At 68.2% G+C, this 13509-nt stretch carries 13 protein-coding genes and 2 tRNA genes; 9 read left to right on the top strand and 6 right to left on the bottom strand.

Going from position 1 to position 13509, the window contains the following annotated elements; translation table 11 throughout:
- Positions 1-134: 134 nt before the first annotated feature.
- Positions 135-206 (top strand) — tRNA-Gln (locus AC5Y5B_RS10920).
- 73 nt (positions 207-279) lie between these two features.
- Positions 280-352, top strand: a tRNA-Glu gene (locus tag AC5Y5B_RS10915).
- Positions 353-364: 12 nt separating this feature from the next.
- Here AC5Y5B_RS10915 and AC5Y5B_RS10910 read toward each other — a convergent pair.
- A complete protein-coding gene (locus AC5Y5B_RS10910) occupies positions 365-877 on the bottom strand; it encodes a pyridoxamine 5'-phosphate oxidase family protein (RefSeq protein ID WP_500005337.1) in 513 nt (170 codons plus the stop codon).
- Between the two features lie 47 nt (positions 878-924).
- Entirely contained in the window at positions 925-1626 is a 702-nt protein-coding gene (locus AC5Y5B_RS10905; protein WP_112633904.1) for an IclR family transcriptional regulator, read from the bottom strand.
- A gap of 86 nt (positions 1627-1712) precedes the next feature.
- On the opposite strand from AC5Y5B_RS10905, the gene leuC reads away from it, so the two are divergent.
- From leuC to AC5Y5B_RS10890, 3 genes are all read left to right on the top strand, one after another.
- A complete protein-coding gene (gene leuC, locus AC5Y5B_RS10900) occupies positions 1713-3152 on the top strand; it encodes a 3-isopropylmalate dehydratase large subunit (protein WP_500005336.1) in 1440 nt (479 codons plus the stop codon).
- Positions 3153-3178: 26 nt separating this feature from the next.
- Complete coding sequence (gene leuD, locus AC5Y5B_RS10895; protein WP_500005335.1) at positions 3179-3775, top strand: 3-isopropylmalate dehydratase small subunit; 597 nt, start codon at positions 3179-3181, stop codon at positions 3773-3775.
- A gap of 211 nt (positions 3776-3986) precedes the next feature.
- Entirely contained in the window at positions 3987-4631 is a 645-nt protein-coding gene (locus AC5Y5B_RS10890; RefSeq protein WP_112633902.1) for an HU family DNA-binding protein, read from the top strand.
- Positions 4632-4712: 81 nt separating this feature from the next.
- Here AC5Y5B_RS10890 and mutT1 read toward each other — a convergent pair whose 3' ends face one another.
- From mutT1 to cofC, 3 genes are all read right to left on the bottom strand, one after another.
- Positions 4713-5660 carry an 8-oxo-(d)GTP phosphatase MutT1 gene (gene mutT1, locus AC5Y5B_RS10885; RefSeq protein WP_112633901.1) on the bottom strand — a complete coding sequence of 316 codons (948 nt, stop codon included), beginning with the start codon at positions 5658-5660 and terminating at the stop codon, positions 4713-4715.
- 86 nt (positions 5661-5746) lie between these two features.
- Positions 5747-7936, bottom strand: a complete 2190-nt coding sequence (locus tag AC5Y5B_RS10880) for an RNA degradosome polyphosphate kinase (RefSeq protein ID WP_112633900.1) — start codon at positions 7934-7936, stop codon at positions 5747-5749.
- An 87-nt stretch (positions 7937-8023) separates the two neighbouring features.
- A complete protein-coding gene (gene cofC / locus AC5Y5B_RS10875) occupies positions 8024-8686 on the bottom strand; it encodes a 2-phospho-L-lactate guanylyltransferase (RefSeq protein WP_112633899.1) in 663 nt (220 codons plus the stop codon).
- Positions 8687-8820: 134 nt separating this feature from the next.
- On the opposite strand from cofC, the gene AC5Y5B_RS10870 reads away from it, so the two are divergent.
- A complete protein-coding gene (locus AC5Y5B_RS10870) occupies positions 8821-9855 on the top strand; it encodes an NAD(P)H-dependent glycerol-3-phosphate dehydrogenase (RefSeq protein ID WP_500005334.1) in 1035 nt (344 codons plus the stop codon).
- 62 nt (positions 9856-9917) lie between these two features.
- Positions 9918-11051 (top strand): D-alanine--D-alanine ligase family protein, encoded by a 1134-nt coding sequence (locus AC5Y5B_RS10865; protein ID WP_500005333.1) that lies wholly within the window; start codon positions 9918-9920, stop codon positions 11049-11051.
- Between the two features lie 104 nt (positions 11052-11155).
- Here AC5Y5B_RS10865 and AC5Y5B_RS10860 read toward each other — a convergent pair whose 3' ends face one another.
- Positions 11156-11716 carry a DUF3515 domain-containing protein gene (locus tag AC5Y5B_RS10860; RefSeq protein WP_500005332.1) on the bottom strand — a complete coding sequence of 187 codons (561 nt, stop codon included), beginning with the start codon at positions 11714-11716 and terminating at the stop codon, positions 11156-11158.
- A 96-nt stretch (positions 11717-11812) separates the two neighbouring features.
- On the opposite strand from AC5Y5B_RS10860, the gene AC5Y5B_RS10855 reads away from it, so the two are divergent.
- Positions 11813-12781 (top strand): thiamine-phosphate kinase, encoded by a 969-nt coding sequence (locus AC5Y5B_RS10855; protein WP_500005331.1) that lies wholly within the window; start codon positions 11813-11815, stop codon positions 12779-12781.
- 41 nt (positions 12782-12822) lie between these two features.
- Complete coding sequence (locus AC5Y5B_RS10850; protein WP_500005330.1) at positions 12823-13506, top strand: uracil-DNA glycosylase; 684 nt, start codon at positions 12823-12825, stop codon at positions 13504-13506.
- The last annotated feature ends 3 nt before the right edge of the window (positions 13507-13509 follow it).

Genomic DNA, 13509 nt, shown 5'->3' with positions numbered 1-13509 from the left:
GCGGCGCAGGGCGCGGCCAGACTTTGGTAGTCTGCACTGCGGTTTACGAAAGCCGACGACGGCTGGCGGAGGCGGACTCCACAGAGGTTATGAAAGTCCGCAATCGACGCTGACCAGCGGTTTTAGGCGGCCAATGGGGTATGGTGTAATTGGCAACACAGCTGATTCTGGTTCAGCCATTCTAGGTTCGAGTCCTGGTACCCCAGCAAAACTCGCTCCGCCTCAAGCGATTAGGTGGGCCTAGCGGGGTGAGCTATGCTGACTGCTCGGATCGTTTCTGGCCCCGTCGTCTAGCGGCCTAGGACGCCGCCCTCTCACGGCGGTAGCGTGGGTTCGAATCCCATCGGGGCTACAAATATCGCGGCTACTGGTCGGTCCCCAGGACCGCCGGTGCTGTCGATCCACCCACCGGCATGGCCGCCAGGCCGAGTTTGCGGTGATCCCATGAGCGAGCCCGCCGGGCCACGATGCGAACGCAAACCCGCTTGTTCATCATCTGCTCGACGAACGGCTTCATGTCGTCGGTGTAGGGACCCGTGTAGCGCTCCCAGACGCTGACCCCCACGCGGTGTGAGACGTCGGGATCGTCGACGATCTCGGCGACGCCCTCGAAGGACACCCCGCGCAGCGTGTCGTAGGTGTGACCGTCCTCGATCAGGAAGCTCACCCGCGGGTCGCGCTTGAGGTTGACGGCCTTCTGCGACTTGGCCTTGGTCTCCAGCCAGATCTCGCCGTCGACGACGGCGTACCACATGGCGGTCAGGTGAGGCTGGCCGTCGGCGCCGATGGTGGCCAGCGTGCCGGTGCGGCTTTTGACGACGAACTCGGCGACCTCGTCTTCGGACATGACGATGCTCGCGCGCTGATTGGTTCCCATGCCGGTCAGTCTGTCAGGCCGGCTGTGATCCGGTGTGCGCCGGTGGCTCAGAGACGACGGGTGAGCGCGTCGGCGGCGGACAGCAGATCGGCGGCCCAGCGCGCCCCCGGGCGCCGGCCGATCCGGTCGATGGGCCCCGATACCGAGATCGCCGCGACGACGGCACCGCGGCTGTCGCGCACCGGCGCCGACACGCTCGCCACCCCCGGCTCGCGCTCGGCCACGCTCTGGGCCCAGCCGCGCCGCCGCACTTCGGCCAGCGTTCGTTCGGTGAATTTCGCCGTCGCGAGCACCGCTTTCTGAGTGGCCGCGTCGCTATGGGCCAGCAGCACTTTGGCGCCTGAGCCGGCCGTCATCGGCAGCCGCGCGCCGATCGGAACCGTATCGCGAAGGCCGGCAGCGGGTTCCAGCGCGGCGACGCAGACCCGGTCGGTGCCCTCGCGGCGGTACAGCTGCACGCTTTCGCCGGTGGTCTCACGCAACAGTGGGAGCACCGCGCTGCTGGCGGCCAGCAGCGGATCGTTGACATGGGCGGCGAGTTCGGTGACGGCCGGGCCGAGCAGCCAGCGTCCTTCGTCGTCGCGGGCGAGCAGGCGATGGACTTCGAGGGCGGCCGCCAGCCGGTACGCCGTGGCACGAGGTAACGCCGTCCGCTCACACAGTTCCGCTAATCCACAGGGTGATTGGGCGACCGCGTGCAAGAGACCCACGGCTTTGTCCAGGACGCCGATACCGCTATGCTGTCTCATAAGGAGATATTAGCGTCTCGCATTCTGAGATCACAGCCCGGATGCTCGGCGAGCCGCTACGTGAGGCGAATCGAGGCGAGTTCGAGATGGGAACCGACCAAGCGACGGCGGCGGCCGCCACCACACCGCGCACTCTGGCCGAAAAGGTCTGGGATGACCACGTTGTGGTGTCCGGTGGCGCCAGCGAGCCCGACCTGATCTACATCGACCTGCACCTGGTGCACGAAGTCACCAGCCCGCAGGCCTTCGATGGCCTGCGCCTTGCCGGCCGGCCGGTGCGCCGTCCCGATCTGACGCTGGCGACCGAGGATCACAACGTGCCGACCGTCGATATCGACAAGCCGATCGCCGACCCGGTGTCGCGCACCCAGGTCGAGACACTGCGGCGAAATTGTGCCGAATTCGGTGTGCGGCTATACCCAATGGGCAACGTCGAGCAGGGCATCGTGCACGTGGTCGGGCCACAGCTGGGCCTCACCCAGCCCGGGATGACGATCGTTTGTGGGGACAGTCACACCTCGACCCACGGCGCTTTCGGCGCACTGGCCATGGGAATTGGCACCTCGGAAGTCGAACATGTGCTCGCCACCCAGACGTTGCCGCTGCGGCCGTTCAAGACGATGGCGGTCAATGTCGATGGGCAACTGCCCGCCGGCGTGACGGCCAAGGACATCATTTTGGCGCTGATCGCCAAGATCGGCACCGGCGGTGGGCAGGGCCATGTCATCGAATACCGCGGCAGCGCCATCGAATCGCTGTCGATGGAAGGGCGGATGACCGTCTGCAATATGAGCATCGAAGCCGGTGCCCGGGCGGGGATGGTGGCTCCGGACGACACCACATTCGATTTTCTGCGGGACCGCCCGCACGCGCCGCAAGGGGCGCAATGGGATGCGGCGATGCGCTATTGGCAGCAGCTGCACACCGACCCCGGAGCGGAATTCGACACCGAGGTCTACCTCGATGCCGCGTCGCTGAGCCCGTTCGTGACGTGGGGGACGAACCCCGGCCAGGGCGTGCCGCTGGCCGACGCCGTTCCGGACCCGGAGCTGATGACCGATGACGGACAGCGCCAGGCGGCCGAGAAAGCCTTGGCATATATGGACCTTCGACCCGGCACGCCGATGCGTGACATCGCCGTCGACACGGTGTTCGTGGGCTCTTGTACCAACGGTCGTATCGAGGACTTGCGCCTCGTCGCCGACGTGCTGCGCGGTCGCAAGGTCGCGCCCGGGGTGCGGATGCTCGTCGTGCCGGGCTCGATGCGGGTGCGTGCGCAGGCCGAAGCCGAAGGGCTGGGCGAGGTTTTCACCGCCGCCGGCGCGGAATGGCGCCAGGCGGGCTGCTCGATGTGCCTGGGGATGAATCCCGACCAGCTTGCACCGGGGGAGCGGTGTGCGGCGACGTCCAACCGCAACTTCGAAGGGCGCCAGGGTAAAGGCGGCCGCACGCATTTGGTGTCTCCGGCCGTTGCCGCCGCGACGGCGGTTCGCGGCACATTGTCTGCTCCCGCCGATTTGAGCTGACGGATTCGACTGCGAAGGGATTGAGCATGGAAGCATTTCACACCCACACCGGTATCGGTGTGCCGCTGCGGCGCTCCAATGCCGACACCGATCAGATCATTCCGGCGGTGTATTTGAAGCGCGTCACCCGAACCGGTTTCGAGGACGGCCTGTTCGCCAGTTGGCGAACGGATCCGTCATTCGTACTAAACCTCAGCCCCTTTGACCGGGGGTCAGTGCTCGTGGCGGGACCCGATTTCGGGACGGGATCCTCGCGCGAGCATGCGGTGTGGGCGCTGATGGACTACGGGTTCCGGGTGGTCATCTCGTCTCGATTCGGTGACATTTTCCGGGGCAACGCCGGCAAGGCCGGGCTGGTGGCGGCCGAAGTTTCTCAGGACGGCGTGGAGCTGCTCTGGAAGCTCATCGAGCAGAGCCCCGGCTTGGAAATCACTGTCAATCTTCAAGATCGAAATATCACCGCGGGAACGACGGTGCTGCCGTTCAAGATTGACGACCACACCGCGTGGCGATTGCTCGAAGGGCTTGACGATATAGCCCTTACGCTGCGGAAACTCGACAAAATCGAGTCGTTCGAGATGGCGTATCCGGACTGGAAGCCGCGCACAACGCCCACCTCGTGAGCGGTCGGCCGCGGCCGATTTTCTGCTTGATCGGCTAACTAATCCGAGCCGATTTTTAAGTCCCTCCACCGGTCAAGGGCGCCAACCAGATTGCGAAAACGCCGTACGCCTTGCCGTGAAATTGCGCGTGGCTCTTGGAAATTTGCTGGGTGAGGGTTTACCGTGTCCACTAGTCGGTTCAAATCGAGGACCACTAGTGTCGGAGGGATTGATGAACAAGGCAGAGCTCATTGATGTGCTCACAACTAAATTGAACACGGACCGTCGACAGGCGACCGCTGCGGTCGAGAACGTTGTCGACACCATTGTGCGTGCGGTACACAAGGGCGACAGCGTCACCATCACCGGGTTCGGCGTTTTCGAACAGCGGCGCCGCGCAGCGCGGGTGGCCCGCAACCCGCGGACCGGTGAGACGGTGAAGGTCAAGCCGACGTCCGTTCCGGCGTTCCGCCCCGGTGCTCAGTTCAAAGCGGTTGTGTCTGGCGCACAGCGCCTCCCGTCGGACGGCCCGGCCGTCAAGCGCGGTGTGGTAGCCGGAAGTGGTGCGGCCAAGAAGACCGCCGCCAAGAAGGCTCCGGCCAAGAAGGCTGCGGCCAAGAAGGCTCCGGCCAAGAAGGCTGCGGCCAAGAAGGCTCCGGCCCGCAAGGCCGCGACCAAGGCTCCGGCCAAGAAGGCCGCGACCAAGGCCCCGGTGCGCAAGGCTGCGGCCAAGAAGGCTCCGGCCAAGAAGGCTGCGGCCAAGAAGGCCCCGGCCAAGAAGGCCGCGACCAAGGCTCCGGCCAAGAAGGCGGCGAGCAAGGCTCCGGCCCGCAAGGCCCCGGCCAAGAAGACGACCGCACGTCGCGGTCGCAAGTAAGCGCAGTCAAGTTCTAGACACGAGTACCCTTCGGGCGGCAGCGGTGCCCCCGAAGGGTATTCGTGCGCTTAGCGGCGGTCGCTAGGCCCGGACGTTGGCGGCCAGCGCGCCACCGATGTGGTCGGCGGCCACCAGCCGGCCGTCTGACAGCGAGAGCACCCAGGTGCTGCCCTTGTGGTTGCGCGATTTGTCGGGCCGCACGCCGTCGCGCTCACACCACCACGCGATCAGGTCCGGAATCACCTTGCCCTGCGTGCAGACAACCGCCGTCCCGTGCTGCTCGGCGATATCCAGCATTCGGTGGCGGCCGCGTTTCGCATGATGGGCGTAGGCCTCCTCGGTGAGGGCCGGCTCGTTGTGCACGGGCACGCCCAATTCCGCGGCAAGCGGTTCCACCGTCTGGTGGCAGCGGACGCGGTCGGCCGCGTACACGTGCGACGCACCAAAGGCGAGCAGCTGCGGAACCAGCGCCTCGGCCTGCGCGCGTCCGCGTTTGTCCAGCGGCCGCTTGGCGTCATCGCCGGAGAAGCGCGATTTGCGCCCCGCCGTGCCGTGCCGGACCACCAACAGGGTGTGGGTGTCGGCGGGCTTTTTAGTGAAGTGGCGCAACACTTTTCGGTCTTGGGCGTAGCCGAGCTTCTTCATCGCCTCCGTGATCGGGAGCCACACCAAGTCGTCCACCTCGTGGTTCGGCACGAATTCGCCGCCGGTGGCGCGCGCCGCCCAGTAGAAGACTTTTTTGACGCCCGCCTCGATCGGATAGCTGACCAGGTCGAGCCGCCGGCCGAGGACCGCGCGCTGACCCGTCTCCTCCAGCACCTCGCGCACGGCGGCCACCGGGGCCGTCTCGCCCGGGTCCACCTTGCCCTTGGGCAGTGACCAGTCGTCATACCGCGGCCGGTGAATGACGGCGACCTCGATGTCGTGGTCGGCCGCGTCGGCATCGCCTGGTCGCCACAGCACCGCGCCGGCGGCATAGACCACTCGGCTTCCGGAGCGCCGAGCGGCGGACGAATTATTGGTCGGCACCTCAACTCCTGCAGATCAATTCGGTCGGAGCCGCACGCTCAAGGAGATGCGGACCGGAAGAACAACTCCGAAGTCACCGCACAGAGCTAGGGACTGCGATGGCGCTCCATCAACGATACTTGGTGGTCGCGCACGGTATGGCCTTCTTGCGGCGACGGGGTCCACTGCCCCTCGGGTCCCAGTTCCCAGCACCGGGTGGACGGATCCAGTGCGGATTCGAACAATTCGTCCAGCTGACCGGTGAGCTTGGGATCCTTCACCTGGACCAGCACCTCCACGCGCCGATCGAGGTTGCGGTGCATCATGTCGGCGCTGCCGATCCAGAATTCGTTGATGTTGCCGAAATGGATGATCCGCGAATGCTCGAGGAAGCGGCCGAGAATGGAGCGCACGACGATGTTTTCGGAGTAGCCCTCGGCGCCCGGGCGCAACGCGCAGATGCCGCGCACCACGACCTCGACGCGCACTCCCGCCTGCGACGCCCGGTAGAGCGCGTCGATCACCTGCTCGTCCACCAGCGCGTTCATCTTGAGACGTATTCGTCCGTTACCTCGTTCGCGGTGTGCGGCGATCTCGCGTTCCACCCGGTCGATGATGCCGGTGCGAATTCCGTGCGGGGCCACCAGCAGATTGCGGTAGGAGACCTTACGCGAATAGCCGGTAAGCGAATTGAACAAATCGGTGAGGTCCGCACCGATGTCCGGGCTCGCCGTCAACAGGCCGACATCCTCATACAGGCGGGCGGTCTTGCTGTTGTAGTTGCCGGTTCCGATGTGGCAGTACCGCCGGATCGCCGACCCTTCGCGGCGCACCACCAGGCACGTCTTGCAGTGCGTCTTGAGCCCGACGAGGCCGTAGACCACGTGCACGCCCGCCTGCTCGAGTGCGCGCGCCCAACGGATGTTGGCCTGTTCGTCGAAGCGCGCCTTGATCTCCACGAGCGCCACGGCCTGCTTTCCGGCCTCGGCGGCTTCGATGAGCGCCCGCACGATCGGCGAATCACCGGAGGTGCGGTACAGCGTTTGTTTGATCGCCAGGACATTGGGGTCCGCGGCGGCCTGCTGAATGAAGCGCTGCACGCTGGTGGAGAAGGAGTCGTACGGGTGGTGCACCAGGACGTCGCCCTCGCGCAGCGTCGCGAAGATGCTCTTGGGGGATTCGCGATCGGCGAAGGCGGGGTGGGTATCCGGGACGAACGCCGGGTCCTTGAGCGCCGGCCGGTCCAGTCCGTAGATCTGCCACAGCGACGAAAGATCGAGCAGCCCTGGAACTTCGATGACGTCACCGGGATGCACGTCGAGTTCGCGCAACAGCAGTTCCAGCATGCCCTCGGTCATGTCGTCGGCGATCTCGAGCCGCACCGGCGGGCCGAACCGCCGGCGCGCCAATTCCCGTTCCAGCGCTTGCAGCAGATCCTCGTCGCGGTCTTCTTCGACCTCCATGTCGGCGTTGCGGGTGATGCGGAAAGCGTGATGTTCCACGATGTCCATGCCCGGGAACAGAAGAGGAAGGAAGGCGGCGATCAGTTCCTCGGTGGGCAGGTAGCGGACGATGCCCCGCCCGGAGCCGTCGGGGTTGTCGATGGTGGGGAGTTCGACGAAGCGATCGACGTTGTTGGGCACCTTGACTCGCGCGAAATGCTGGCCGCCGTCCTCGGGCTGGCGCACCATCACCGCCAGGTTCAGGCTCAGGCCGCTGACGAACGGGAACGGGTGCGCGGGGTCGACGGCCAGCGGGGTCAGGACCGGGAAGACCTGTTCGGTGAAATAGGTCGACAATTCGTCGCGCTCGGCCTGATCGAGATCGGCCCACGTGACGATGTGGATGCCTTCCTCGGCGAGCGCCGGCCGCACCGAATCGAGGAACACCCGCGCGTGCCGTGTCGCGATGCGCTGAGTCTGTTCCCCGATGAGGGCGAGCTGCTTACGCGGCGTCAGGCCGTCGGCCGAGCGGACCGACAATCCCATCTCGTCGCGGCGTTTGAGGCCGGCGACGCGCACCATATAGAACTCGTCGAGGTTGGAGGCGAAGATCGCCAGGAACTTGGCGCGTTCCAGCAGCGGCAACGAGTTGTCGTCGGCCAGCGCCAGCACGCGGGCGTTGAAGTCCAGCCAGCTCAGTTCCCGGTTGAGGTAACGGTCCTCCGGCAGATCGGTCAGCGCGGCCTGGGTCGCAGCCGGTGGTGCTGTCACTGCCGAGTCGCCCGAATGCCACAAGTTCTCGTCGGGTCGCGTCTCAGCTTCGATTTCAGTCACCCTGCGATCATTGCTCATCACGCGTGGGTGCTGCTAGCGCTCGCGGGACATCCATTCGCCGTTGGGACGGAGTTCACCCGTCGGACAGACAAACGACAGTGATCGAAATCAGTGCGTCGCGATGGCCCGGGCGGTCGCCGCCCCCACCCCGAGGCGACGGGCGGCGGCGAGGTCGGTGGGCGTGTCGACGTCACAGCGCAGGCCGGGCCAGGCGCCGGTCAGCTCGATCGCACCCGAACTGCGGTGCCGCGCCGAGGAATCGGAGCCGAAACGCGGCTCGAGCGGGCTTCCGAACGCGAACAGCGCGGCGGTGCCCGTCGCCAGCCGGTCGGCGACGAAGCTGCGCCGGTGCTGGCGCGCGGCGGCGATCGCCTCGTTCAGCTCCTGAGTCTGCAGCGCGGGTAAATCCCCTTGCAGCGCAACGACATTGGCGAAGGAACCGGACACCGCGCGCTCCGCGGTGGCGATGGCGTTGTTCAGCGGATCGGGGTGACCCTCGGGTGTGGGGTCGGCCAGCACGTCGGCGCCCAGCTCGGTGGCCGCGGCGGCCGCCGCGTCGTCGGGCGTGATCACGGTGATCGAGCCCAGCGAGCGGACCCGCCCGGCGGCGGTCAGGGTGTCCACCAACATGGCGAGTACCACGCTTTCCCGGGTGCGCGCCGAGAAGACCGGGGCCAGCCGGGTCTTGGCCGCGGCCAACCTCTTGACGGCGATGATCAGGGCGACATCGCCCGCACCGTTGGCCGAACCGTCGGCTCGTATGCCGCTCATGAGTTCTCATCCTGCCAGCGACGCCCCGCCGCCGGGACACGCTGGCTCGCGTGACGCCCGGTCCGCCGCTGATCTAGGGTGTAGCGGCTGCAAGTGCCGCGTGAGCAACACCGACCACGGACAGGGGGTGGTACATGACCAGCACAACACCGGGTGCCGTGGCGGTCATGGGTGCCGGCGCGTGGGGCACGGCGCTGGCCAAGGTGCTGGTCGAGGCCGGGGGACCGGAAACGCAGGTCACGCTGTGGGCCCGCAGACCCGAGATCGCCGAGCAGATCAACACCACCCGCTACAACCCCGACTACCTGCCCGGCACGCTGCTGCCGCCGGGCATCCGCGCCACGGCCGACCCCGCCGAGGCCCTGCGCGACGCGTCGACGGTGCTGCTCGGAGTGCCGGCGCAGACCATGCGCGGCAACCTCGAGCGCTGGGCGCCGCTGATCCGTGAGGGTGCGACGCTGGTGAGCCTGGCCAAGGGCATCGAGCTGGGTACCTTGATGCGGATGAGTCAGGTGATCGTCTCGGTCACCGGCGTCGACCCGGCTCAGGTCGCGGTGATCTCGGGGCCGAACCTGGCCAGCGAGATCGCCGCATCCCAGCCCGCGGCCACCGTCGTCGCGTGCAGCGATTCGGGCCGGGCGGTCGCCCTGCAACGCATGCTGAACAGCGGATACTTCCGGCCCTACACCAACAGCGATGTGGTGGGCACCGAGGTCGGTGGGGCCTGCAAGAACGTCATCGCGCTCGCCTGCGGCATGGCGGTCGGAGTCGGGCTCGGCGAGAACACCACGGCGGCGATCATCACCCGCGGCCTCGCCGAGATCATGCGGCTGGGGATCGCGCTGGGCGCCAAGGGCGCGACGCTGGCCGGGCTGGCCGGGGTGGGCGATCTGGTGGCCACCTGCAGCTCGCCGCGGTCGCGCAACCGTTCCCTGGGCGAACGCCTCGGCCGGGGAGCGACCATCCAGGCGCTGCTGGCCGGCACGCCCGACGGCGGCGACGGGCACGTCGTCGAGGGAGTGACGTCCTGCGAGTCGGTGCTGGCGCTGGCCGCCAGTTACGACGTCGAGATGCCGCTGACCGACGCCGTGCACCGGGTGTGCCACAAGGGACTGTCGGTCGACGAGGCGATCGCCCTGCTCCTGGGCCGCAGCACCAAGCCCGAATAACAGGCCGGCCGATGGGCCGCCACCCTACCGGGGCGGCCGCCACCCGGTAGCCTCTTCAGATTGTGAATGCCAGCGACCGGTCGGCGCCGCACCCCGGCTCACGGGTGCGCGTCGCCGTCGTCTTCGGGGGGCGCAGCAACGAGCACGCCATCTCGTGCGTCTCGGCGGGCAGCATTCTGCGCAACCTGGACCCGAATCGGTTCGAGGTGGTCGCGATCGGCATCACCCCGGAAGGCTCGTGGGTGCTGACCGACGGCGACCCGGCCGCGCTGGCGATCACCGACCGGCGCCTGCCCGAGGTGACCGCCGAATCGGGCACCGAACTGGCGTTGCCGGCCGATCCCCAGCGCGGCGGCCAGTTGGTGTCCCTGTCGCCCGGCGCCAGCGAGGTCTTGACGGCGGTCGACGTGGTCTTCCCGGTGCTGCACGGCCCCTACGGCGAGGACGGCACGATTCAGGGCCTGCTGGAACTCGCCGGGGTGCCCTATGTGGGGGCCGGCGTGCTGGCCAGCGCGGCCGGCATGGACAAGGAGTTCACCAAGAAGCTGTTCGCCGCCGAGGGACTGCCGGTCGGTGACTACGCGGTGCTGCGCCCGTCGCGCTCGAGGCTGCGCCCCGAGGAGTGCGAGCGGCTGGGTCTGCCGGTGTTCGTCAAACCCGCGCGGGGCGGCTCCTCGATCGGGGTCAGCCGGGTGTCGAGCTGGGATCAGCTGGACGCCGCCGTCGCCACCGCACGCCGCCATGACCCCAAAGTCATCGTCGAGGCGGCCATCGTCGGGCGTGAGCTGGAGTGTGGCGTGCTCGAAATGCCCGACGGCACAGTCGAAGCCAGCACGCTCGGCGAGATCCGGGTGGCCGGGGTGCGTGGGCGCGAGGATTCGTTCTACGACTTTTCCACCAAATACCTTGACGACGCTGCCGAATTGGACGTGCCCGCCAAGGTGGACGACGAAACCGCCGACGCCATACGGCAATTGGCGGTCCGGGCGTTCAAGGCCATCGACTGTCAGGGGCTGGCCCGGGTGGACTTCTTCCTCACCGAGGACGGCCCCGTCCTCAACGAGATCAACACCATGCCGGGATTCACCACGATCTCGATGTACCCGAGGATGTGGGCGGCCAGCGGCGTGGATTACGCGACCCTGTTGGCCACGATGGTCGAGACCGCGTTGGCCCGCGGCGTCGGCCTGCGTTAGTGGCGATCGCAAGCGCGGTGTAGCCGGGCGCCGCGGGTCGCCACCATCGGGCGTGTGGCGATCGCAAGCGCGGTGTAGCCGGGCGCCGGGGTCGCCACGGTCGGTTAGCGGGGCTGCCCGGGGTCGATGGGCGCGACCGGCATGCTGCGATCGATGACCTCAGAAATCCGCTGGATCGGCGTCGGGCCCGACCCGCTCGGCAGGGTCAGCGCCACGTAGGTCCCGCGATCCACCGCGTACCAGGTGGACCTGCCCGCGTCACCGGCGGATTGCGGTTCGGAACTTACCTGGAACCACTGCACCCGGTCGACCACCTGGATGGGGGCGCCGAGCACGAATTCGGCCGGGCGGTCCAGCCCGCAGCGCAGCACCACCGGGTCGCTGTCCGGCGCCGCGCGCCAGGCGGCGGCGCCCTGCGGGCCGGGCTGCTCGAGGGGCGCGCGCTGGTAATCGCCGAGGCGCTGCGGCAGGGAACCCATCAGCGCACGGCAGCCGGACCCGCCGGCCTGCGGCGCCGGGACCGCGGGCACGGCGACCGCACGCGGGGGCGCCTCCCGGGTCGCCGCGATGGCCAGGATCACCCCGATCGTGGCGACGGCCAGCACGATCGCGGCGATGATCAGCGCACGCGGCGGCCCGCCATCGGCGTCCGGTTGGGTTGCCACCGCCGCGCACCTCCTTGTCTGCTCACCACTATCGCCGTCGTCGACGTCCACGCCAATTTATTCTCGGCCGGTCCGAGCGACGGCGGGAGCCCTATCGTGGGTGGCGTGCAAGACGAACCGGGCGAGTCCCCGTCGCTGCGACAACTCGGTGAGTTCGCCGTGATCGATCGCCTGGTGCGGGGTCGCCGGCAGCCCGCCGCGGTCGTGCTCGGGCCCGGAGACGACGCGGCGCTGGTGTCGTCCGGTGCTGGGAGCTGCCTGGTGTCGACCGACATGCTGGTGCAGGATCGGCACTTCCGGCTGGACTGGTCGACGCCGCACGACATCGGTCGCAAGGCGATCGCCCAGAACGCCGCGGACATCGAGGCGATGGGCGGGCGGCCGACCGCCTTCGTGGTCGCCTTCGGGGCGCCCGGTGACACACCGGCGGCGCGGGTGGACGCGCTGGTCGACGGGATGTGGGACGAGGCGCAACGGGTCGGCGCCGGCATCGCCGGCGGTGACCTGGTGCACTGCCCGCAGTGGGTCATCTCGGTGACGGTGCTGGGCGACCTGGACGGGCGCGCACCGGTGCGGCGATCGGGCGCGCAGCCCGGTGCGCTGATCGCCGTCGCAGGTGACTTGGGCCGCTCGGCTGCGGGATTGGCTTTGTGGCGCAACGGGATTGCCGACTTCGACGAGCTGCGGCGCCGGCATCTGGTGCCGGAGCCACCCTATGGACAGGGAGCGGCGGCGGCGGCCGGGGGTGCGCTCGCGATGATCGACGTCTCCGACGGCCTGATCGCCGACCTGCGTCATGTGGCCGAGGCGTCGGGGGTGGGCATGGATCTGTCCACGGCGGCGCTGGCCGCCGACCGCGACGCGCTCGGCGCCGCCGCCGCGGCCGCGGACTCCGATCCGTGGCAGTGGGTGCTCGGCGGCGGCGAGGACCATGCCCTGGTGGCGTGTTTCGCCGGTCCCGCGCCGGCCGGCTGGCGCATCATCGGGCGGGTTCTCGACGGGCCGGCGCGGGTGCTCGTCGACGATCAAGAGTGGAGCGGCCACGCCGGCTGGCAATCGTATTAGGGTGACGCGGTGACCGTTTACGCGATCGCGGGCAACCGGTGATGACCGCGCGTACGTTGGGGGAGCTGGTCGAGCCGGGTTGGGCGAGTGCGCTGCAGCCGGTGGCCGACCAGGTGGCTGAGATGGGGCAGTTCCTGCGGGCAGAGATTGCGGCCGGGCGCAGATATCTGCCGGCCGGGCCGAATGTGTTGCGCGCCTTCACCTATCCCTTCGACGACGTCAGGGTGCTGATTGTCGGGCAGGACCCCTACCCGACGCCCGGACATGCTGTGGGCCTGAGCTTTTCGGTGGCACCCGAGGTACGACCGCTGCCCCGCAGCCTGGCCAACATCTTTCAGGAGTACACCGCGGACCTCGGCCATCCGCCGCCCTCCTGCGGCGACCTGACGCCGTGGGCGCAGCGCGGCGTGCTGCTGCTGAACAGGGTGCTCACGGTGCGCCCCAGCAACCCGGCATCGCATCGCGGCAAGGGCTGGGAGGCGGTGACCGAATGCGCCATCCGGGCGCTGACCGAGCGGTCGCGGCCCCTGGTGGCGATCCTATGGGGCCGTGACGCGTCGACCCTCAAACCGATTCTCGCGCAAGGAAATTGCGTGGCCATCGAGTCGCCGCATCCGTCCCCGCTGTCGGCGTCGCGCGGGTTCTTCGGTTCGCGCCCGTTCAGCCGCGCCAACGAGCTGCTGACCGGGATGGGTGCCGACGCGATCGATTGGCGGCTGCCATGACCG

This window comes from Mycobacterium sp. NGS33 (assembly GCF_059812885.1).
Note: the sequence above shows the minus strand (reverse complement) of the source record. Positions and strands in the feature narration are given on the sequence as shown.

What these genes read in the sequence shown, in the direction of transcription:
- AC5Y5B_RS10870 (WP_500005334.1), top strand. Translation starts at nt 8,821, where the DNA reads ATGACCAGCACAACACCGGGTGCCGTGGCGGTCATGGGTGCCGGCGCG.
- leuC (WP_500005336.1), top strand. Translation starts at nt 1,713, where the DNA reads ATGGGAACCGACCAAGCGACGGCGGCGGCCGCCACCACACCGCGCACT.
- AC5Y5B_RS10905 (WP_112633904.1), bottom strand. Translation starts at nt 1,626, where the DNA reads ATGAGACAGCATAGCGGTATCGGCGTCCTGGACAAAGCCGTGGGTCTC.
- AC5Y5B_RS10910 (WP_500005337.1), bottom strand. Translation starts at nt 877, where the DNA reads ATGGGAACCAATCAGCGCGCGAGCATCGTCATGTCCGAAGACGAGGTC.
- AC5Y5B_RS10850 (WP_500005330.1), top strand. Translation starts at nt 12,823, where the DNA reads ATGACCGCGCGTACGTTGGGGGAGCTGGTCGAGCCGGGTTGGGCGAGT.
- cofC (WP_112633899.1), bottom strand. Translation starts at nt 8,686, where the DNA reads ATGAGCGGCATACGAGCCGACGGTTCGGCCAACGGTGCGGGCGATGTC.
- leuD (WP_500005335.1), top strand. Translation starts at nt 3,179, where the DNA reads ATGGAAGCATTTCACACCCACACCGGTATCGGTGTGCCGCTGCGGCGC.
- AC5Y5B_RS10890 (WP_112633902.1), top strand. Translation starts at nt 3,987, where the DNA reads ATGAACAAGGCAGAGCTCATTGATGTGCTCACAACTAAATTGAACACG.